At 70.6% G+C, this 18569-nt stretch carries 18 protein-coding genes and 1 pseudogene; 8 read left to right on the forward strand and 11 right to left on the reverse strand.

What is annotated here, in order from left to right:
- Positions 1-25: 25 nt before the first annotated feature.
- Positions 26-301 (reverse strand): DUF397 domain-containing protein, encoded by a 276-nt coding sequence (locus AB0D12_RS01895; protein ID WP_362676035.1) that lies wholly within the window; start codon positions 299-301, stop codon positions 26-28.
- The gene (locus tag AB0D12_RS01900) at positions 261-1109 is read right to left on the reverse strand and encodes a helix-turn-helix transcriptional regulator (RefSeq protein ID WP_362676037.1); all 849 of its coding nucleotides are present in this window, start codon (positions 1107-1109) and stop codon (positions 261-263) included. The genes AB0D12_RS01895 and AB0D12_RS01900 overlap by 41 nt, the downstream gene beginning before the upstream one ends.
- A gap of 84 nt (positions 1110-1193) precedes the next feature.
- On the opposite strand from AB0D12_RS01900, the gene AB0D12_RS01905 reads away from it, so the two are divergent.
- The 6 genes from AB0D12_RS01905 to AB0D12_RS01930 all read left to right on the forward strand — a co-directional run bounded on the left by AB0D12_RS01905 (position 1194) and on the right by AB0D12_RS01930 (position 5777).
- On the forward strand, positions 1194-1622 hold the full coding sequence (locus AB0D12_RS01905) for an ATP-binding protein (RefSeq protein WP_362676039.1): 429 nt from the start codon (positions 1194-1196) through the stop codon (positions 1620-1622).
- Between the two features lie 43 nt (positions 1623-1665).
- On the forward strand, positions 1666-2316 hold the full coding sequence (locus AB0D12_RS01910) for a class I SAM-dependent methyltransferase (RefSeq protein WP_362676041.1): 651 nt from the start codon (positions 1666-1668) through the stop codon (positions 2314-2316).
- A gap of 50 nt (positions 2317-2366) precedes the next feature.
- On the forward strand, positions 2367-3290 hold the full coding sequence (locus AB0D12_RS01915; RefSeq protein WP_362676043.1) for an N-acetylmuramoyl-L-alanine amidase: 924 nt from the start codon (positions 2367-2369) through the stop codon (positions 3288-3290).
- Between the two features lie 148 nt (positions 3291-3438).
- The gene (locus tag AB0D12_RS01920; RefSeq protein WP_362676045.1) at positions 3439-4275 is read left to right on the forward strand and encodes a hypothetical protein; all 837 of its coding nucleotides are present in this window, start codon (positions 3439-3441) and stop codon (positions 4273-4275) included.
- 102 nt (positions 4276-4377) lie between these two features.
- Positions 4378-5388 (forward strand): LLM class F420-dependent oxidoreductase, encoded by a 1011-nt coding sequence (locus tag AB0D12_RS01925; RefSeq protein ID WP_362676047.1) that lies wholly within the window; start codon positions 4378-4380, stop codon positions 5386-5388.
- 95 nt (positions 5389-5483) lie between these two features.
- Positions 5484-5777, forward strand: a complete 294-nt coding sequence (locus AB0D12_RS01930; RefSeq protein ID WP_327323274.1) for a hypothetical protein — start codon at positions 5484-5486, stop codon at positions 5775-5777.
- Between the two features lie 172 nt (positions 5778-5949).
- Here AB0D12_RS01930 and AB0D12_RS01935 read toward each other — a convergent pair whose 3' ends face one another.
- The 3 genes from AB0D12_RS01935 to AB0D12_RS01945 form a co-directional block, all read right to left on the reverse strand.
- On the reverse strand, positions 5950-7032 hold the full coding sequence (locus AB0D12_RS01935; RefSeq protein ID WP_362676049.1) for a prenyltransferase/squalene oxidase repeat-containing protein: 1083 nt from the start codon (positions 7030-7032) through the stop codon (positions 5950-5952).
- The gene (locus tag AB0D12_RS01940; RefSeq protein WP_362676051.1) at positions 7029-7763 is read right to left on the reverse strand and encodes a class I SAM-dependent methyltransferase; all 735 of its coding nucleotides are present in this window, start codon (positions 7761-7763) and stop codon (positions 7029-7031) included. The genes AB0D12_RS01935 and AB0D12_RS01940 overlap by 4 nt, the downstream gene beginning before the upstream one ends.
- Positions 7764-7962: 199 nt before the next feature.
- Positions 7963-9288 carry a glycosyltransferase family 4 protein gene (locus tag AB0D12_RS01945; RefSeq protein WP_362676053.1) on the reverse strand — a complete coding sequence of 442 codons (1326 nt, stop codon included), beginning with the start codon at positions 9286-9288 and terminating at the stop codon, positions 7963-7965.
- A gap of 199 nt (positions 9289-9487) precedes the next feature.
- Between AB0D12_RS01945 and AB0D12_RS01950 the strand changes: the two genes are divergently transcribed.
- Positions 9488-10132, forward strand: coding sequence for a TetR family transcriptional regulator (locus AB0D12_RS01950; protein ID WP_362676055.1), 645 nt, complete (start codon positions 9488-9490; stop codon positions 10130-10132).
- Between the two features lie 100 nt (positions 10133-10232).
- Here AB0D12_RS01950 and AB0D12_RS01955 read toward each other — a convergent pair whose 3' ends face one another.
- Entirely contained in the window at positions 10233-10511 is a 279-nt protein-coding gene (locus tag AB0D12_RS01955; RefSeq protein WP_362676057.1) for a hypothetical protein, read from the reverse strand.
- A 718-nt stretch (positions 10512-11229) separates the two neighbouring features.
- On the opposite strand from AB0D12_RS01955, the gene AB0D12_RS01960 reads away from it, so the two are divergent.
- On the forward strand, positions 11230-11838 hold the full coding sequence (locus AB0D12_RS01960) for a response regulator transcription factor (protein WP_362676059.1): 609 nt from the start codon (positions 11230-11232) through the stop codon (positions 11836-11838).
- A 276-nt stretch (positions 11839-12114) separates the two neighbouring features.
- On the opposite strand, the pseudogene AB0D12_RS01965 reads toward AB0D12_RS01960, so the two are convergent.
- The 5 genes and pseudogenes from AB0D12_RS01965 to AB0D12_RS01985 form a co-directional block, all read right to left on the reverse strand.
- Positions 12115-13488 (reverse strand): annotated as a pseudogene (locus AB0D12_RS01965) (ABC transporter ATP-binding protein); the annotation flags it as partial.
- On the reverse strand, positions 13481-15352 hold the full coding sequence (locus AB0D12_RS01970) for an ABC transporter ATP-binding protein (protein ID WP_362676061.1): 1872 nt from the start codon (positions 15350-15352) through the stop codon (positions 13481-13483). The gene AB0D12_RS01970 and the pseudogene AB0D12_RS01965, both read right to left, overlap by 8 nt.
- A gap of 99 nt (positions 15353-15451) precedes the next feature.
- Positions 15452-15580, reverse strand: coding sequence for a SapB/AmfS family lanthipeptide (locus AB0D12_RS01975; protein ID WP_327323282.1), 129 nt, complete (start codon positions 15578-15580; stop codon positions 15452-15454).
- A 33-nt stretch (positions 15581-15613) separates the two neighbouring features.
- The gene (gene lanKC, locus AB0D12_RS01980) at positions 15614-18190 is read right to left on the reverse strand and encodes a class III lanthionine synthetase LanKC (RefSeq protein ID WP_362676063.1); all 2577 of its coding nucleotides are present in this window, start codon (positions 18188-18190) and stop codon (positions 15614-15616) included.
- Between the two features lie 141 nt (positions 18191-18331).
- Positions 18332-18565 (reverse strand): ferredoxin, encoded by a 234-nt coding sequence (locus AB0D12_RS01985; RefSeq protein ID WP_327323284.1) that lies wholly within the window; start codon positions 18563-18565, stop codon positions 18332-18334.
- Between the last annotated feature and the right edge of the window lie 4 nt (positions 18566-18569).

Consider the following 18569-nt stretch of genomic DNA (forward strand, 5'->3'; position numbering starts at 1 on the left):
ACAGTGCGACGCCGGATCGGGCCTCTCAGAGGCCGCCCACGGCTGCGGCTGTGACGAAGGCCGCGAAGGCGGCGGGGGTGACGGCGAGGGCGGGGCCGTCGGGGTTCTTGGAGTCACGGACGGCGATACGGCAGGGGTGGGCGGCGACCTCGATGCACTGACCGCCGGTGTCCCCGCTGTAGGACGACTTGCGCCAGGCGGCGGGGCCGAGCGGGGCGCACTCTACGCAGGCGCCGCCGGTGTCACCGCTGTACGACGACTTACGCCAACGCGCGCCCGTCAGATGCTGGTTCGTGGCCATAGCGCTCCTCCATTACGCGGGCGATCAGTGCCGCCGAATCCTCCACGGAGAGCGCGGCGGCCTGCAAGTGATCGTAACGGAGTGAACCCTCCCTGAGAGCTTGCGGATTGGCCGTCATATGGCCCTGGACGAAGTCCTCGGTATAGACGAGATCCGGGTCGTCGTCGAACCGCAGCAAGTAGAACGAGCCCATCACCCCCGCATGCGCGCCTGCCTCGAAGGGCAGGATCTGCACCTGCACCCACTCCCGCCCCCGCAGGTCCAACGTGTGGGCAAGTTGGTTCCGCATGACCTCCCGGCCGCCGATCTCCTGATGCAGGACGGCCTCGCTCAGCACCACCCACATCAGCGGCGGATTGTCGCGGTCGAGGATGCGCTGCCGCTCCATGCGGGCGGCCACTTTCGCGTCGAGGTTCTCCTCGTTCCGTACACCCAGCACTGCTCGCGCGTACCCCTCCGTCTGCAGCAGTCCGTCCACCACCTCCGCCTGGAAAGACGAGATGTACGCCGCCCGGGCCTCCATCTCCGCGTACGCCTGGAACCAGCTCGGCAGTTGGCTCCGCAGCACCAGCCCCACCAGCCTTGAGAACACCCCGCCCGTCCCCAGCGCCGCGTCCACCCGTTCCGAAAAATCCCTCGTCGGCACCTTCCTCGCCGTCTCGATCTGGCCGATCAGCGACGCCGTACAGAAGACACAGCCGCCCAGCTCGCCCTGCTTCAGCCCGGCATCCTCTCTCAGGCGGCGCAGTTCGGAGCCGTAATAGTCCAGCGGCGATGCGCTGGGATCGAGGTCGCGGATATTGACCACGCGGCGGTCACCCCCAAGCTCACGCCTCGCGGCGTTCGTTTCCGTTCGTAGCCGAGCGTAATCGCACCACTCCACGCTGGTGACATGAATCACGTAACCGACTGCCCACCAGCGGCAATTGCGGCAATGGACGACTGCTACCGCATGGGTTTCACGGTGGGCACTCACTCCGCCCGCCACCTGCGCCGCATCCTGCGGACGTTCCTGACCCGCTGGGACATGCCCGGGCTCACCGACGCCGCCGAGCTGGCGCTGACCGAGCTGGTCGCGAATGTCGTCCGGCATGTGCCCGGCAGGCGCTGCACGCTGCTCATCCTGCGGCGGCCGGACGGGCTGCGGGTCGAGGTCGCGGACGCGCACCCCCACTGCCCCCGCCCGGTGCGCCCCGAGTGCAGAGGCGACGAGCTGGACGAGGGCGGGCGCGGGCTGCTCCTGGTCGAGGCGGTCACCGACCGCTGGGGCACGCTGCCGGCACCCGGCGGCAAGACGATGTGGTTCGAGTGCGACGTGTGAGGCACGATGGGCGGCCGGACACCCCGCACGACCAGGAGGAACCATGGCCGCCGCCCCCAAGCCGGAGACCCTCGCCGCCTTCGAGGCGGCCAAGGGCTTCATGCCCGTGGCCGAGGGCCTCGCCCTCTACGCGGCCGCCGTCGAGGCCGGGGCGCTCGGGCTGCCGCTGCTCGAGGTGGGCACCTACTGCGGGCGCTCGACCATCCTGCTCGCCGACGCCGCCCGTGAGGCGGGGACGACGGCGATCACGGTCGACCACCACCGGGGCAGCGAGGAGCAGCAGCCGGGCTGGGAGTACCACGACCCGACCGTGGTCGACCCGGAGGTCGGCGAGATGGACACGCTGCCGACCTTCCGCCGCACCCTGCACAAGGCCGGTCTCGAGGACCACGTCATCGCCGTCGTCGGCCGCTCCCCGCAGGTCGCGAAGGTCTGGGGCACACCCCTGGGCCTGGTCTTCATCGACGGCGGCCACACCGACGAGCACGCGGGCGGCGACTACGAGGGCTGGGCGCCGCATGTCGCCGACGGCGGCCTCCTCGTCATCCACGACGTCTTCCCCGACCCGGTCGACGAGTGGACCGGCCAGGCCCCGTACCGCGTCTACCTCCGGGCACTCGCGTCCGGCGCGTTCACCGAGGTCTCGGCGACCGACTCGCTGCGCGTCCTGCGGCGTACCGGAACGGGGATCTGAGCCGCCGGGCTAGCATCGCGAGGGTGTCGTACGACGAGAACCAGCCCTCCATGCCGCCGCGCCGCTTCGGTCGCGGCAATCTCACGATCGTGATTGCCGCGCTGGTGCCGACCGCGCTGGCGGGGTGGCTCGGCTGGCAGGCAATGAGCGGCCCGGACGAGAACGAGCCGCCGAGGGCGTTGCCGAGCGGGTCGACCGCCGCGGGCAAGCCCGCCCCGCCGGCCTCTCCGTCACCGTCCGCCACCTCTGCCACCGCCTCGCCGTCGCCGTCGCCGTCGAAGGGGAGGGCCGGTGCGCCGGGGCCGCTCGCCGGCAGGGTCGTGGTCGTCGACCCGGGGCACAACCCCCGCAATTTCCAGCACACGAGCGAAATCAACAAACTCGTGGATATCGGAACCAACCGCAAGGAATGCGACACGACGGGCACGTCCACCAACGCCGGTTACACCGAGGCCGAATTCAGCCTCGATGTTTCACAACGTCTTCGCACACTGCTCGAGAAGCAGGGCGCAACGGTGAAATTCACCCACACCAACGACCGGCCCTTCGGCCCCTGTGTGGATGAACGGGCGCGCATCGGAAACAAGGCCAAGGCCGATGCGGTGATCTCCATTCACGCCGACGGCTCGGCCGTCGGCAACCGCGGCTTCCATGTGATCCTTCCCGCCCTGGTCAAGGGGGGTGCGGCGGACACCGCGACCATCGTCGGCCCCTCGCGCGAACTCGGCGAGCGGATCGCCGGAAAGTTCGTACACGCGACCGGCAGCGCGCCCTCCAACTATGTGGGCGACGGCACGGGGTTGGACGTACGCGAGGATCTCGGCGGCCTCAACCTGTCCACAGTGCCCAAGGTGTTCATCGAATGCGGCAATATGCGTGACCCGAAGGATGCCGCTCTGCTGACAAGTTCCAACTGGCGGCAGAAAGCGGCGCAGGGAATGGCTGACGGCATCAGCAGCTACCTCGACCGGTAACTCCCATACCCGGCAGACGGCCGGATCGGGCAGACGATAGATTCAGCTCTACGATGGGGAGTCACCCCCGAGCTCCGCGCCGTGCACACCGCCGCACCGGCGGCAGCGACGACCGCCCCGATGACACGACCCGACGAAGGACATTTACGTGAACATCCGCTCCCTCACTCGAGGCGATGGCGTGGTGATCGGAGCAGCGGTGTTGCTGTTCATCGCCTCGTTCCTCGACACGTTCGACTGCTCCGGCAGCAACTGCGACGGCGTGCCGAACGCCTGGGACAACGGGTCCCTGCTCCTGGGTGTCTACTTGGCCGGCATCATCGGCGCCGCTCTGATCGTGATCTCGCGCGGGCTGCCGCAGCCGCCGAAGGTCATCGGGCTCGACCTCGGCCAGCTCGGCGTCGCCCTGACCGTCTTCACGGCCTGGAGCGCGCTCGGCGCGATCTTCGACCCGGCGGGCTCCCTGGACGTCGGCGGCAGTGTCGACGCCGGCGTCGGCCTCATCCTCGGCTTCATCGCCACGCTCGTCCTGGCCGCCGGCGCGGTCTGCTCGCTCATCGTCCCGGCCTTCAAGGCCCCGCTCCTCGGCGCCCCCAAGCCGGTCGCGCAGCCGTACGGCGCGCAGCCGGGCGTCCCCGGAGCCGGCTACGGCTACCCGGGTGCCCAGCAGCAGCCCTACGGCGCGCAGCCCGGCCAGCCGGGTCAGCCCCAGCCGTACGGCGCCCAGCCGCAGCCGGGCCAGCAGCAGCCGGCCCCGGCCGCGCCGCAGAACGCCGGCGGCGCCGCGGACTTCACGCCGTTCTGGTTCGCGGTGCCGGTGGCCCGCCCGCTGTACGGCGAGGACGGTTCGCCGACCCCGATCGCCGAGCTCGCGCCCGGCACCTGGTACCTCGCGGTCGAGCAGCGCGGTCCGGGCCTCATCGCCCAGACGCAGGACGGCCGTCGTGGCGTGCTGCAGGACACCGCGGGCATCCAGCGCGGCTGACGCGAACAGCGGTCCGCAGAGCGGCCCCTCGCCCTTCCGGGCGGGGGGCCGTTGGCGTACTCTGACGCACCGTCAGAAACGTAGCGCTGGAGGGGACACGGCATGCGACTCGGACTCGCTCTCGGCTACTGGGGCCGCGGCCCGGACCCCGCCCATCTCGATCTCGCGCGCGCGGCCGAGCGCCTCGGCTATGACTCCGTATGGACGGCGGAGGCCTGGGGTTCCGACGCCTTCACCCCGCTGACCTGGATCGCCGCGCACACCTCCCGCATCCGACTCGGCACGGCGGTGGCACAGATGGCCGCCCGCACCCCCACCGCCACCGCGATGCACGCGCTCACCCTGGACCATCTGTCCGGCGGCCGGATGATGCTCGGACTCGGTCTGTCGGGGCCGCAGGTGGTGGAGGGCTGGTACGGCCGTCCGTTCCCGAAGAGCCCGCTGACGGCGACCCGCGAGTACGTCGATGTGATCCGCCAAGTGCTCAGGCGAGAGGCCCCTGTTGAACTGGCGGGCCGCTTCCACTCCCATCCGTACCGAGGAGAGGACGCTACCGGCATCGGCAAGGCGCTCAAGCCGATCACGCATCCGCTGCGTGCCTCACTTCCCGTCCTGCTGGGCGCCGAAGGGCCGAAAAACATCTCCCAGACGACGCGCATCGCCGACGGCTGGCTGCCGCTGTACTGGTCGCCGATGCGTACGGACGTCTACGAGGCCTCGCTCGGCAGCCTCTCCGACGGGTTCATGATCGCGCCGATGGCCCGCGCCAAGGTCTGTACCGATGTGGCGGAGGGCCTGCTCCCGGTCAAGGCGATGCTCGGCTTCTACATCGGCGGCATGGGCCACGCTGCACGGAACTTCCACGCCGATCTGATGGCCCGGATGGGCTTCGAGTCCGAGGCCCGCCATATCCAGCGACTGTTCGCCGACGGCCGCCGCGAGGAAGCCGTGCTTGCCGTGCCCGACGCCTTCGCCGACGAGATCTCGCTGGTCGGGCCGCGTGAACGGATCGCGGAACGCCTGGAGCTGTGGCGCAAGGGCCCGGTCACGGACCTGCTGGTGACCGCTCCGGACCCGCACACTTTGCGCGTCCTTGCGGAGCTGAACTCCTAGGCTCGCTCGCCCAGTTGGGAGGGGTACGGCAGCTCCGTCCCGAGCCTGTTGTACGTCGAGGGTTTCACACGCTCACAAGCGGTAACCCGATGCCCATGAGTCCTCGTCATCACAACGGAACGAATCAGGCCGCAGCGGTCATCATGATCGTTGCCGATGTCATGGCCGTCATCCTCGGCCTCTGGATCCTGATGTACCTGCTGGACGCCAACCGCGCCAACGACTTGGTGAGCTTCATCCAGGACGCCGCGCACTGGCTCGCCGGCTGGTCCTACGACCTGTTCACCTTCGACGACGCCTGGGCGCGTGTCGTCGCCGGCTACGGCCTGGCGGCGGTGGTGTACCTCTTCATCGGCCACGCGGTGGCGGGCCGACTGCGGAGGTACTAGCCGGTGACCGGGGGAGCCTTCCCCACCCCGCCCCTTCCCGTAACCGGGCCTCCGCCCCCGGATCCCCGCGCCTCAATCGCCGGCGGGGCTGGAAAGTCCAGCCCCGCCGGCGATTGAGGACGCGCCCGAAGGGCGTACGGGGGCCCTGGGGCGGAGCCCCAGCCGGCAGGGCCTAGCAGCACTCCGGGGCGAGCCCCCGCGGCAGTCGCTCCCCGCCGAACACCGCAACCGTCGCCTCGTCTCCCCCGAGCGCGGCCACCGCCAGCAGCAGCGAGCCCGCCGTCCAGGCGGTGAGTTCCTCCGGCCACACGGCCCGGTTGCCCTCGAAGACGTACCCCGTCCAGTACATGCCGCCCTCGGCGCGCAGATGCTGGATGGACTGAAGGATCTCCAGCGCCCGGTCGGACTCGCCCATCACCCACAGCGCCAGGGCGAGTTCGCAGCTCTCACCGCCGGTCACCCACGGGTTGGGCAGCACGCACCGCACTCCGAGGTCCGGTACGACGAAGTCGTCCCAGCCGTCCTCGATACGGGACTTGGCCTCCGCACCCGTCAGCGCACCGCCGAGGACCGGGTAGTACCAGTCCATCGAGTAGCGGCTCTTGTCGAGAAAACGCTCCGGATGCCGGCGGATCGCATGCGCGAGCGCGCCCGCCGCCAGCTCCCAGTCGGGCTGCGGCTCTTCGCGCTCCTCGGCGATCGCCAGCGCGCAGCGCAGCGCCTGGTGGACCGACGAACTGCCGGTCAGCAGCGCGTCATTGACGGCCGTGCCGTCCGTCTCCCGCTTCCAGCCGATCTGGCCGCCGGGCTGCTGCAGCGCCAGTACGAACTCGATCGCGGCGTAGACGGCCGGCCACATCCGGTCGAGGAACCCCTCGTCGCCGGTGGCCAGGAAGTGGTGCCAGACGCCGACGGCGATGTACGCGCAGAAGTTGCTCTCCCGGCCCTGGTCGGTGGGCCGGTCCGCCTCGCCGTCGTGATACGCGGCGTACCAGGACCCGTCCTCGTTCTGATGCCGTATCAGCCACTCGTACGCGCGGGCCGCGGCCTCGTGCTCGCCCGCCGCGTCCAGCGCCATGGCCGCCTCGGTGTGGTCCCACGGGTCGAGGTGATGCCCCCGGAACCACGGGATAGCGCCGTCCTCGCGCTGTACGGCGAGTATCCCGGCAACGGTCTCGAGTGCTTCCTCCGCGGTGAGGACCCCGGGCAGGACCAGGTGTTCCGTACGGCCGGGGCCGCGCTTGGGCACAGTCACTTGGCGGCCACTGCGGGCAGGTGCGGCTTGGTCGCGTACGCCACGAAGCTCTTGCCGATCAGCGGGTTGAGCGCCTGCTCGGCGAGCCGTGTGGCCAGCGGCTTCTTCATGATGTCCCAGACCAGCAGCTGGTGGTACGCCTTGACCGGCAGGGCCTTGTCGTTGTCGACGCCGAAGGCACACTTGAGCCACCAGTACGGCGAGTGCAGCGCGTGTGCGTGGTGCGTGCCGTACGGCTTGAGGCCGGCTTCCCTCATCTTGCCGAGCAGTTCGTCGGCCTTGTAGATGCGGATATGGCCGCCCTCGACCTCGTGGTACGCGTCGCTCAGCGCCCAGCAGATCTTCTCGGGGCCGTAGCGCGGCACGGTGACGGCGATCCGTCCGCCGGGCTTCAGCACCCGCACCATCTCGGCGAGCACACCCTTGTCGTCCGGGATGTGCTCCATGACCTCGGAGATGATCACGACGTCGAAGGACTCGTCGGGGAACGGCAGGTTGAGCGCGTCGCCCTCCATGGCGGTGGCGGTGGCGCCCTCCGGCGCTTCCCCGGCCTCCTTCATCGCGGCGAACCACTTCGCGACCTCGCGGATCTCCTCGCCGTTCTGGTCGAGGGCCACGACCTGCGCACCGCGCCGGTAGCACTCGAACGCGTGCCGGCCTGCACCGCAGCCCAGATCGAGCACGCGGTCGCCCGCGGCGAGCGGGAAGCGGGAGAAGTCGACGGTCAGCACGTAGACCTGCTTTCGCGGTCGGAGGTTCCAGTACGCGGGTCCGCAGTGCGGTCCGGATTCGTGGGCCTGCGGCCCACACATATGGCCGCGGAGCGGCCGGGGTACGGCGCCGCGGAGCGGGCCGATGCCTGTGGCACGGAGCGCCGGGGATGCCGGGAGCCGGTACGGGTCCTGTCACACCGCGCCTGGTGGAGACGGGTCACCGGGCGGCCCCCAGCGCCGCGGAGCGGGGCGAGCGCGTCGCGATCGCCTCGCGGTAGTGCTCGGCCGTACCGATCGCTGCCTGCCGCCAGGTGAACCGCTCCAGCACGCGCTCCCGGCCCGCCGCCCCCAGCCGTACGCGCAGCGCCTCGTCGCCGAGCAGCCGGCCCAGCGCCGCGGCGAGCGCACCCGCGTCGCCCGGCGGCACCGCCAGACAGGTCTCCCCGTCCGGGCCCGTGACCTCCGGGATCGCACCGCCGGTCGTGGCGACCAGCGGCGTGCCCGTCGCCATCGCCTCCGCTGCGGGCAGCGAGAAGCCCTCGTACAGCGACGGCACACACGCGATCTGCGCGCTGCGCACCAGATCGACCAGCTCGGGGTCGGAAATGCCCTTGACGAACTCGACGGCGTCCTGGAGGCCGTACCGCTCGATCAGCTGTGCGACGGGACCGTCCTCCGCGCGCTTGCCGACGACGACGAGATGCGCGGCGGGATGCTCCGTACGGAGCTTCCCCAGCGCCTCGACAAGATGGACGAGGCCCTTGAGCGGGACGTCCGCGCTGGAAGTGGTGACGATCCGGCCGGGGACCTCCGCGACCGCCGGGTTCGGCGAGAAGAGGTCGGTGTCGGCCCCGATGTGGACGACATGGACGCGGCCGGCCGGCACGCCGAGGTGATCGACGATCTCCTGCTGCGAGGAACCGGAAACGGTGAGCACCGACGGCAGCCGGCGCGCGACCCGCTTCTGCATCCGCGTGAAGCCGTACCAGCGGCGTACGGACGCACGCCTGCGCCAGTCGTCCGCGGCGTCCAGGTCCAGCTGCCGGTCGACGGTGATCGGGTGGTGGATGGTGGTGACCAGCGGTGCGCCGAGGTCGGCGAGCAGCCCGTACCCGAGCGTCTGGTTGTCGTGGATGACGTCGAACTCACCGCGCCGAGCGGCCAGATGACGCCGGGCGCGCAGCGAGAAGGTCAGCGGCTCCGGGAAGCCGCCGGTCCACATGGTCGCGACCTCGAGCGCGTCGATCCAGTCGCGGTACTCGTCGCGCTTCGGCGTACGGAACGGGTCCGGGCTCCGGTACAGATCGAGGCTGCCCAGCTCGGTGAGCGGCACGCCTTCGTCGAGTACGGGATAGGGCTGCGCGCCGATCACCTCGACGCTGTGGCCGAGGCGGGCGAGCTCGCGCGAGAGGTGCCGTACATAGACGCCCTGGCCGCCGCAGAAGGGGTTGCCCTTGTAGGTGAGGAGCGCGATGCGCAGCGGCTCGTCACCGCCGCCGGACCTGCCCGGACGAGGGCCGGCCTCTATGGCCTCAGCGGTCACTCACGGCCCCCTTCTCACTGCGTTTTCGCCGGAGCGTAACCGCTCACGCTAATCTAGAACAAGTTTCAGACTTGATCGCTCAAGGAGCTTCGAATCTACCGGCAGGTAGCGCTGCTGTAAGGGCCGGATCAGGTGATTCGCGCCACGACGGGGGCCCTGCCATGCTGTGCGATCCGGACTCGCGCATGGAACGGGACATATGACAGCCGAAGCCAAGTCGGCGGTGCCTGCTTCGCCGCCCCTGACGGAACGCCAGGAGGCGCGCCGGCGTCGTATCCTCCACGCCAGCGCCCAGCTGGCCAGCCGGGGCGGCTTCGACGCGGTGCAGATGCGCGAGGTCGCCGAGTCGTCGAGCGTCGCGCTCGGCACGCTCTACCGCTACTTCCCCTCCAAGATCCATCTGCTGGTCGCCACCATGCAGGACCAGCTCCAGCACATGCACACGACCCTGCGCAAAAAGCCGCCGGCCGGGGACAGCGCGGCGGAGCGGGTTGCCGAGACGCTGATGCGGGCCTTCCGGGCGCTCCAGCGCGAACCGCATCTCGCGGACGCGATGGTGCGGGCGCTGACCTTCGCGGACCGCAGCGTCAGCCCCGAGGTGGACAAGGTCTCCCGCCAGACCACGGCGATCATCCTGGACGCCATGGGGCTGGAGAATCCGACGCCGGAGCAGCTCTCGGCGGTGCGGGTGATCGAGCACACCTGGCACTCGGCGCTGATCACCTGGCTCTCGGGGCGCGCCTCGATCGCGCAAGTGAAGATCGACATCGAGACGGTGTGCCGGCTGATCGACCTGACGACGCCGCAAGGGCCGGGCGAGGGCCGCGGCCGGGGCTTGCATTGATCGCGACACAGGCAGTCCCGCGCAGCTGTCGCCACGCGGGACTGCCGGAGAAAGGGCCCGACCGGCCTCGCCGAGATGATTCGGCCTAAGCCTTCATGCGTCAGCGGACGAAAACGATGACGGTATTGGCGTCGCGGAAGTCACGGAAGTCGCGGAAGTCACGGAAGTCGCGGCGGCCGTTGTCGCGGAAGTCGCGGAAGTCACGGGAGTCACGGTTGCCGTAGTTGCACCAGTCGTCGTAACGACTGTTGGAGTAGCCGCAGTAGTCGTGCGCAGCGGGGTGGGACGAGCTGGTGGCACTGGCTGCGCCGGCTCCAACGAGGCCGAGAGTCAGAGCAGCAAACAGGCTGGCAAGCAGCCGAAGAGTCCTGGATGTCATTACCCGCATGGTGCTTTCCCTTCCCGGGAGCGTAGACGGGCCCGAGCCTGCACGGCCGCGGTGGCGTCAGTACTGGTGACGCAATGATGCGTTCGCGAAGGGTCCGGTACATCGGCCTTGAAGATGGCGGAAGTTGCCATCGTCATGGCGGGAGTATCACCACGACGGGAGTTTCCGTCGCCGACTCACACGCTGAATGCGCGGCATCGGGCCCACCTGGGTTGCTGAGTGCAGCAATCCCCGCGGCGGAGCATCCGTCCATCGGACAACCAACGACCGGGTGGTCGTCGATCGGGATGTTGAGATTGTTCGTCTTCTCGCCAGGCGAGAAGACGGATATTTCGTTCAATCTGGTTCTAAAGTAACCATATGTACACTTGGTGTCAAATGCGCCGCATAGACCCCAGGCGCACCGGAAGTCGCCCATAGCGCCATGCGCAACTCTCTTTCGTCGTTGCGCCATTGGCGTGTGCCCGGGCTGAGGTGTGTCGCCACGGCGCGGGCGGTTCGGCCGCCGCTCTCGAGCACCCGTTCGATCACCGCAGAAGCCTGGCACGCGCGTGCGCGGGTTGTCGCAGACTGGGGGTTCGCGCCTGGCACGTGCGCCCCCCTTGCCACCCCTTGGCTGGTTCTGCACCTCCATGACGCGGGCGACACGCTAAGAATGTTTGCGTTCTGAATGAAGCAACCGTTGAGCGGTGAGCTAGGGGGACAGAACGTGATCCGGGTACTTCTGGTGCACGATGTGTGTCTGTTGCGGTCGGCGCTGGCGGAGAGACTCGCCGGAGAGCCCGACCTGGAGGTCTTTCACGCGCCCTGGCGCAGCGCGCCGAGCCGGGCGCGAATGCTCCGCCCTGACGTGTGCGCGGTGGACCTGGACTGTTCGGAGTCGTACGGCATCGCGCCGCTCGGTGAGCTGCCGGGAAGCCGGACCGGTGGGGGAAGCAGCCCGTTACTGGTGCTCGCCAACGCGAACCGGCCAGGTCCACTCCGGCGGGCCGTCGAGGCATACGCCTGTGGCTTTGTCGACAAGGAGGGCACGCCCGAGAATCTGATCGCCGCCATCCGGAAGGTGGCCAAGGGGGAACTTTTCGTCGACACCTCACTGGGCTTCAGCTTTCTGCGAGCCGCTCAAATGCCGCTGACCAAACGGGAGTTGAGCGTGCTGTCACTGGCTGCCGAGGGAGCCTCGATCGGCGACATCGCGAACAGTCTCCATCTGTCCAACGGCACGGTGCGCAACTACATGGCGGCCATCACCCGTAAGACCGGTGCGCGCAACCGGGTCGACGCCATAAGGATCTCCCAGGGCGAAGGCTGGGTGTGAGAACCCTGCGAAGGCCCCTGTCAGTTCGCGGTAGAAGGAGGAGCGGGCCAACAGCTCCTCGTGGGTGCCGTACTCCGTGTGCGTCCCGTCCATCACCAGCACGTGGCCGGCCCGCCGCGCCGAGCCGATCCGGTGCGCGACGACGATCAGCGTGCCGCCGGGCCGGGTGGCGAACGCCCGCTCGGCGCGCGCCTCGGCCGCCGGGTCGAGGTGGCAGGTCGCCTCGTCGAGCAGCACGAGAGGCGCGGGCGCGGCATGGGCGCGGGCCAGCGCGAGCAGCTGGCGCTCTCCGGCCGACAGCGCGGTGGGGTCGACCGGCGCGTCGAGACCGCCCAGCCGCTCGACGAGCCCGTGTGCGCCGACGGCCGCACAGGAGGCGAGTACGGCGGCGTCCGGAGGCGGCTCGGGGCAGAGATGGCCGAGGTTCTCGCGCACGGTGGCCGTGAAGATATACGCCTCCTGCGGCACGAGCACCCGCTCGGCGCCGAGCAGAACCTCGCCGTCGTCCGGCCGCAGCACCCCGGCGATCAGCGCGGCGAGCGTGGATTTGCCGATGCCGCTCGGGCCCGCGACGACGAGATGACCGCCCACGGGAACGGCCAGATCGAGCCCGTCGACGACGGGCGCGGCGCCCGGACCGTAGGCGAACGTCACGCCGCGCAGCCGTACCGCCGTACCGGCCCCGGCGCCAGCCCCGGTGTCGGGGCCGGTGCGCACCGCGCGCGGCTCCTCCGGGACTCCCTCCGCGGTGAGCCGGCGCAGCACGACCGCGAGGCGGGCGCCCGAGGTGCCGAGGCCCTGCATCAGCGACTGCAGAGCGGGGAGCAGGGACTGGGTGAGATAGGCGAGGGCGCCGACCAGAGCGCCCGCGGTCAATCCGTGCGCGAGCAGCCAGGGCGCGGTGATCAGGAGCAGCACCACCGGGAGGCGGCCGCCGATGCCGACGGCCAGGACCCGCAGCGTGCCCCAGCGGGCCAGGCCGCGGGCCGCGCGGTACTCGTCGGCGATCCGGGCAGCCGCGTCCGTCGCCACGCGATCCTCGGCCCCGGCAGCCGTGATGTCCCTCAATCCAGAGACCAGCGCGCCCAGTTCGGTGGCGATGGCCTCGTCGGCGGCGAGGAAGGTCTCCTGTCTGCGGGCCAGCGGGCGCAGGGTCGCCAGGAAGAGCGCGAGGCCGGCGAGCAGCGGCGGCAGTACCACCAGCAGCAGGACGGGCGCGAGGGAGAACAGCCCGGCCAGAGCCCCTGCCGCGGTGAAGACGAAGGTGCGCGAGACCAGCACGAGGCCCGCGAATGTGTCGCGGGCGATCTCCACCTGATGGGTGAGCCGGGAGACTGCCGCGTCGTCGCCGTCCCGCAGAGCGCGGTCCACCACCCGGCGTACGAGATCGTCCCGTACGGGCTCCACCAGCGCGGCGACCACCCGGTGGACCCTGCCGGTACCGAAGGCCCCGAGGACGACGGCGACCGCGGCGGCGGCCAGCCAGTACAGACCGTGGGCGGGGTCCTGGGCGAGGAATCCGCCGTCGATGGCGCGGGCGAGCGCGTACCCGAGGAGAAACGTCTGCCCCGCCTCCAGCGCAGACCACGCGGCGAGGCGTACGAGCACCCGCGGCCGGTGCCGCAGCAGCCGGAGCCGGGCCTCAGCCATCCGCGACCGCCTCCCGTCCGGCTGCGATCTCCACGACCGCCTCCCGTTCGGCTGCGTTCTCCGCGACCGCCTCCTGCCCGGCTGCGATCTCCACGACCGCCTCCCGTCCGGCTGCGTTCTCCGCGACCGCCTCCCGTCCGGCTGCGTTCTCCACGACCGCCTTCTCCCCCGCCGCGATCTCCGCGACCGTCTCCTCCGCGGCTGCGTCGTCGACCGCGTCCTCCGCGAACACCGCGCGGTAGGAAGGAAGTTGCCAGAGCTCGGCGTGCGGGGCCACGGCCCGGATACGGCCCTCCTCCAGCCAGACCACCAGGTCCGCGCGGGCCGCGGTCGGCGCGCGGTGGGCGACGATCAGACGGGTACGGGCGCGGACGTCGTGAAGCAGCGCGCGGGACACCTTCAGTTCGGTGGCCGAGTCCAGGCTGGAGGTGGCGTCGTCCAGGATCAGCAGTCGCCCTGCATGCGCGAAAGCCCGTGCCAGGCCGAGGCGTTGGGCCTCACCGCCGGACAGGGGCGCGGCCGCGCACGCGGTGGCGTAGCCGTGCGGCAGGCGGCGTACGAAGTCGTCGGCGCACGCGGCTCGCGCGGCCTCCGCCACCGCCGCATCGCCGGGCTCGTACGCACCGAAGGCGATCGTGCCGCCGACCGTCCCGCCGAGCAGCGCCGGCCGGGCGAAGGCGTGGCCGACCTCGCGGCGCAGCACCTCTCGGGAGAGCCCGGCCACCGGGACGCCGTCGAGAAGCACCGTCCCCGCCTCGGGGTCGGCAAGGCGTCCGGCGACGGCCGCCAGGGCCGATTTGCCGCTGCCCGAGCGGCCCACGACGGCGGTGACCGAGCCGCCCGGTATCACCAGATCGACATTGTGCAGCCCGCTCAGCCGCACCCCGCGCAGCTCCAAAGTACCTTCGCCCGGTGGAAGTTCGCGCTCCCCGTACGTCATCTCGGGCGTCTCGAGGATCTCCGCGAGCCGGCCCGCCGCCGTGCGTCCGCGCACCAGGCCGTTGAGCTGTCCGACCAATACGCCGGTGCCGGTGGCGAGCACTCCGTACCGCCACGCGGCCAGCATTCCGCCGACGCTCAACGCGCCCTCCGCGAGCCGTACTCCGGCGACAGCCAGCACCGCGAGCTGCAGCAGGGGCAGCAGCGCGGCTGCCCGCGCGGTGGATCGGCCCATGATCCACCACATCAGGTGGCCCTGCCGTGACAGCTCGGGCAGCGGCGCAAGGATGCGCGCCGCGTCCCGGCCCCGGGTTCCGGCGGCGGCGATCGTACGGACTCCGCGCACCGCTTCCGTCAGCAGTCCCGCGATCTCGCCCTGGGCCCGCAGATAGCGCGCGGTACTCTCGCCGGAATCCCGGATGAACACCCGCAGCAGCAGGACGAGTAGGGGCATCCCCGCGATCACCACGAGCGCGGTCCACCAGTCGGTGACGGCGAGCCCGACGAGCCCGCCCACGGGTGTGATCACGGCGGCGAGCGCGGTCGCGAGGGTCGTCGGCACGGTCCCGGCCTGTGCGGCGTTGCCGGTGAGGCGTGCCACCACCTCGCCGGGGGCCAGGCGCAGCCGGGGTCCGGACGCGAGGGCGTGCCGCAGCACCCGTTCCCGTATCCAGGCGGTGGTACGGGCGTTGGCAGTGCCGGTGACGAGTCCGTCGAGGGCGCCGAGTACGACGGCGAGGCCGGTGAGGCCCGCGCAGAGAGCGAGCCACGGCCCGGCGTCCGACCGCCGGCCGGCGAGCAGCAGGTCCAGCGCGCGGCCCAGTACGGCGGGCAGTGCAAGCCCGGTCGCGGCAAGGGCGCAGGTCAGCAGAAGGACGGAGACGGCACGCGGCGCACCGTGCCGGACGGTTTCGCGCAGGAACATGGTCGCCCTCCCTCACCATCTGCATGCGTGCACGCGGCCCCGGACGGCCAGCGGTGCCGTCCGGGGCCGCGAACAAATCACCTGATCAGAAGCAGATGATCAGAGGCAGAGAAGGTTGCTGTGCGAGCTGTGCTTGTCGCACAGCAGCAGGCTAACGCTGCTCTCCCCGCCACCGCCGCCGTGGTCGGTCTCGGGGACATCCAGCTTCTGCAGGTCCAGAAGTGCCATGGTGATCTCCTCTTTCATGGGGACGGTACGTACTTACTGCTCGACCCCTTGCGGGGCCGTCTGTGGGGCCGCCTTCAGCGGCGGCAGGAACGGCAGCTGCGCGGGACGTTCACCGGACGCGGCTCCGAGGGCGAGCAGACAGCCGGCGGTTCCGGTGGCGAGGTCCATGGAGAGCCGCATCATCTGGTCGCCGGGGAAGGCGAGTTCACCCTCGTACGGCACGGCGTACCAGGAGAGTGCGGCGATCTGGGCGTCCAGCTGCGGGCGCGGGGCACGGGTACGGGCCAGGTGCAGCACCATCCCCGCGCGCCCGTTGAACAGTCCGGGCTGCGCGTAGTACCGCAGCCGAGCCGCGGGCAGTATCGCCTCCCTGGCGCGGGCGAACTCCTCGTCGTGACGGTGGGCGAGGTAGTCGTCGAGGACCGCGCCGATGCCGGCGCTGCCCGCTCCGAGGTACGGCATGGTGCGTACGCCCTCGTCCACGAGCAGGGTCCCCGACCGGTCCGTCACACACCGGGCGAGATCCCGGCGCAGCGCCTCGGCCGCCTGGTCCAGCAGGGCGGAATCGCCGGTGGACTCGTACAGCCGCAGGAAGAACAGGGCGGGTCCGCTCGCGCCGTGCAGCAGCCCGGCGCGCCTGCCGTGGGCGGTCGGCGGCCGGTCGACGAGGACCCGCGCGGCCTCCAGCGCCTCTGCGCGCAGTCCGAGCCGGTCGAGTACGAGGCCGATGCCGGCCAGCCCGCCGTGCAGATCGGGCGCGAGCCGCTGCCACTTCTCGTCGAGCACCCGCCCGACGAGTTCGACGGCACGCTCGCGGTGGCCGAGCCGGTCGAGGACGTGTGCGACGCCCGTCAGCCCGTCGTAGAGACCGAGCGGGGTGCCGGCCGGTGGCGGGGCCGTATGGCTGAGCAGCCACTCCTCGCCCGCCTCGTAGCGTGCCGCGCCCGTCTCGGCGAGGGCGTACAGCACTCCGGCCGCGCCGTGCGCCAGTCCGAGTCCGCCGCCGTCCGCGAACTGCGCGATATCGCCGGGGAAGAGCCGGTCGTCGCGCTCCGGTGTCGCGGACGCGAGGATCGCGCGGACCATGGAGTCGCGGCCGAGAGACCGGTCCCCGGTCTTCGCGGGAAGATAACTCCCCGTGGGTTCGGGGGACTTGCCTCTGATCACCCGTACCGCCTCGTCGAGGAAACCGTCCGGCAGGCCGGGGAACTGCTCCGCCGCGACCTCGGCCAGATGCGCCGCCTTGCCCCGGTCCACGACCAGCAGCGTCGTCATCGGCACGAAGAGGGCGAGCCGCAGGCAGGCGAGTGCGTAGCGGTCCACCTCGAAGCCCTCACGGTCACCCGGCGCGACGAACCCCGGGTGGGCCATGGCCTGGCCGCGGTGCTCTCCCACCGGCATCGCGGCCTCGAAGTCCAGCAGCCGCACGGAATCGTCGTCCGGGTCGACCATGATGTTGAACATATGCAGGTCGTTGAAGACAAGACCACGGCCGTGCACGGCCGCCACGGCCTCCTCGACCGCGTGCAGCACACCCAGCGCCCATTGCGTGTACTCCGCGAGCGCCGCCGGATCCGGCTCGACGGCCAGCAGCGGATGACGCTGCGCGAAGAAGGAGTTGAGGGTGCGGCCGGGGAGGAAGTCCATGACGAGGAAGCGGTGGTCGCCGAGGATGAACCAGTCACGCGCCTCGGGTGCGACGCCGAGCCCGGTGAGCCGCTCGAGCGCGGCTCTCTCGCGCTCCAGCCGTGTCACGGCGTCGGCCCCGTCCGCGGCGAGCCCGGCATGCGGCCGCGCCTCCTTGAGTACCACCTGCTCGCCGGTCCGCAGATCGGTGCCGGCATACACGCCACCGCCGTTGGAGAAGTGCAGGGCGCGCTCGATGCGGTACGGCAGTTCGCCGGTGGTGGTCGCGTTGCGCGCCGCCAGCTGGGGCTCGAGGAAAGGGGGCAGCGTCACCCACTCGGGCAGCTGGAAGACCGGGTCCCTGCGGTCCGGCACCAGTACGCCTTCGGGGTTCTCGATGGCGGGCACGAGGGCGCCGGAGCCGGTTTCGTCGACACAGTGCCGCTTCGCGAAGCCGCCGTACCGTACATACAGCGGGCCGTCGTTCCAGCGGAGATCGGTGAGGATGTACGGGCCCGGCTCGCCGTCGAGCAGCGCACCCAACTCCTCCAGGATCAGCTGGAGTTCCGTGTCGTCGGCCGGATAGACGGTGGCGAACTTGCCGCTGGAGCCGCGTCCCGCGTATTTGGAGTTGCGCAGGTGCAGTGGTTGCCGGCCGGGGACGAACTTGAAGGGAATCTCCCGTGGGACGCAGTAGTCCCACACCTTGGCCGCGGTCTTCTCGGCGTTGTCGAGACAGGCCGAGGCATGGATCTTCCAGCCCTGGCGGGGGCGCACCGTGTCCACCGGGCTGATGTGGAGCCAGTCCCCGGAGAGGAAGCTTCGCCACCCTTCGGGGACCGGGCGCTGAGCCGCCTCGAAGAGCGGGACGCTGCTCTCCGTTCGGGACGGCATGCCGGCAGACGTACGCGTGGAGGACAAGCGGTCCGGAGTCTCGTAGAAAATCCTGTCCGCGAGACAGAAGACCTCGTACCGCTTGTCCATGACCCTTCCCCCCTCGGCGACGTGACACCAAGATTTCCACGGGGCCGGGGGGCCGGACAGTCACGCATGTCATGAGATCACTGTGCGATACGCACGAGTCAACCTCTGTTCCACACTGTTCGAAGGTCGGTTGCTGCTCCGCTACTCCTCGGGCGGAAAGACCGGCTCCCCGCTCTCCAGCAGCGTGATGGCGATCGCCTCGACCGGGCAGTTCTCGGCTGCCGCGAGGATCTTCTCGTTGGCGTCGGTGTCGGCGTCCTGTGGATGCGACTGCCGGGCCGCGTCGAGCGCGAAGCCGTCCGGGGCGTGGCTCAGGCACATGCCCGAGCCGATACAGACGTTCCGGTCGACCTCTACGTGCCAGCGGTCTCCCATCAGT

Source organism: Streptomyces sp. NPDC048479 (assembly GCF_040651435.1).
Classification (GTDB): domain Bacteria; phylum Actinomycetota; class Actinomycetes; order Streptomycetales; family Streptomycetaceae; genus Streptomyces.